The sequence below is a fragment of the Catenibacterium sp. UBA627 genome, assembly GCF_002299355.1.
GTDB classification, from domain to species: domain Bacteria; phylum Bacillota_I; class Bacilli_A; order Erysipelotrichales; family Coprobacillaceae; genus Catenibacterium; species Catenibacterium mitsuoka.
This window is the reverse complement of record NZ_DBPF01000040.1, coordinates 1-1971: the sequence shown is the minus strand read 5'-3', so window position 1 is coordinate 1971 and position 1971 is coordinate 1. Positions and strand designations below refer to the sequence as shown.

Below are 1971 nucleotides of genomic sequence, written 5' to 3'. Positions count from 1 at the left end.
TTTTCTCCTCTATGCATCTTCATTAATATTCTTAATAGTCTGTAATTCATCTTCCGCATTCTTTTTTAATGCTTCAAAGTGTTTATAATCTTGTTTAGCCCCTTTATCAATGAGTTCTAGTAGTTCACGATATTTTTCTACTACAACCTCCATTAATGATTCTTTTACTTTGTAATCTAATTCATCACGTGCCTGCTGATGAATACGATTTAATGATTTATATTGTTCTCTAAATACAAGGTCATAATCCACCTTTGATTTTCTAGAAAATAGTCCCATAAGTACTCCTCCTTCATCTTATTTATTATACTATAGAACACAAAAATAGTCACAAATAATGTGACTATTTAGTATTCGTTGCCATGACACCTACGAGTGGATGTGGCTGATATGGTTCTTCTAGATATTGTTTTTCTTCTTCGCTTAATTCAAGTTCTGTCGCAAGTACAGCTGTATCAACATGTTTAAGTTTAGTTGCCCCTACAACGGGTGATGCTACTTTAGACATCAACCAGGATAATGATACTTCACTCATAGAAACATGATGCTTTAATGCAAGTTCTTCTACACGTTGAATGATTTTTAAATCTAAATCACTTGATGCATCATATTTACCTCTCGCAAATGTATCTTTTTCAAGTCTTTGTGATGTTTCTCCAGGATGTTTTGCTAGACGTCCTGATGCAAGTGCACTATATGGTGTCATCGCAATACCTTGTTCATCACAATAACGCTTCATTTCTCTTTCTTCTTCTCTAAAGATCAGATTATAGTGTCCCTGAACACTTACAAACCCTTGTAAGCCTCTTTCTTTCGCAATAGTATTGGCAGTTGCTAATTGATATGCAAAACAGTTGGAAATACCTATTTCTTTGATTTTACCTTCTTTAATGAAGTCATTGAGTATTTCTAATGTTTCTTCAATAGGTGTTTGATAATCCCACATATGCATAATATAGAGATCAATATAATCAGTCTGTAGTCTTCTTAAACTATTATTCAAACACTCAGTTAAATATGTTCTTGAATCAATAGAATCATCACTCTTAGGGGTATACTTAGTCGCAATAATAACATCCTCACGATGTCCATACTCTTTAATAGCACGTCCTAAGTATTCTTCACTTGTGCCTGATTGATAAGCCATCGCTGTATCAAAGAAGTTGATGCCTGATTCTAAAGCATGGAAAATAATCTTTTTAGAGTCTTCATAAGGTAATGTCCAGGAATGCATACCTTGAGATGCATCTCCAAATCCCATACATCCTAAACAAACCTTAGAAACCTTTAATGAGCCAATCTGTGTATATTTCATAATTATTCCTCCTGGACTTATCATAATATATATAAGAATAAATAGCGAAAGACAAAAAGGTACTTCTATCCATAAGTAGACAAATAGCGGTCATTATCTATATGGAGAATGATCTTTCAATAAATCCTTTAAACCTAAGTAACGCATATGATTGATGTTGTCTACAAGTTCATCTATTGGCTCTTTCATACCATCTAGAATCCATTGAAGGACCATACAATGAGAGGCATTGGTATGGTAGAGTGTCGCAAATTTAAGTTCTTTTGATAATGGTTCTCCTATACAATATTCATGCCATTTTAAATCGAACGCTATACAATGGTGAAGCATATGCTTCTTTAATGAATTCTGTCCATCTATTAAACAGGCTTGTTCAACGAATGTTTCATATTTCTTTAAGCTGTTTAATGCCTGAGTGAGTGATAATTTAAAGTCAATAGACATATCTTCATCAAACTCATTCACAATCACTGTATCATAAACATAGGCAATAAGATCATTCTTATCTAGAAAATGATTATAGAATGTCTGTCTTGAGAGTTCAGTATCCTCTAGTAAGTCTGCCACTCAAAATGTGATTAAATATACTCACATCGAGATAATGTAAGTTCTCACGAACATTACTTACTATTTTATTGTGTATGCTTTCGATTGAC

At 33.1% G+C, this 1971-nt stretch carries 3 protein-coding genes; all 3 read right to left on the bottom strand.

Annotation, left to right across the window (positions count from 1 at the left end; genetic code table 11):
* Nucleotides 1-9 precede the first annotated feature (9 nt).
* Nucleotides 10-279 carry a hypothetical protein gene (locus tag B2S90_RS02835; protein WP_278861379.1) on the bottom strand — a complete coding sequence of 90 codons (270 nt, stop codon included), beginning with the start codon at nt 277-279 and terminating at the stop codon, nt 10-12.
* Nucleotides 280-343: 64 nt separating this feature from the next.
* Complete coding sequence (locus B2S90_RS02830; protein WP_278861378.1) at nt 344-1315, bottom strand: aldo/keto reductase; 972 nt, start codon at nt 1313-1315, stop codon at nt 344-346.
* 93 nt (nt 1316-1408) lie between these two features.
* Nucleotides 1409-1882 carry a TetR-like C-terminal domain-containing protein gene (locus B2S90_RS02825; protein ID WP_279147516.1) on the bottom strand — a complete coding sequence of 158 codons (474 nt, stop codon included), beginning with the start codon at nt 1880-1882 and terminating at the stop codon, nt 1409-1411.
* Nucleotides 1883-1971: the final 89 nt, after the last annotated feature.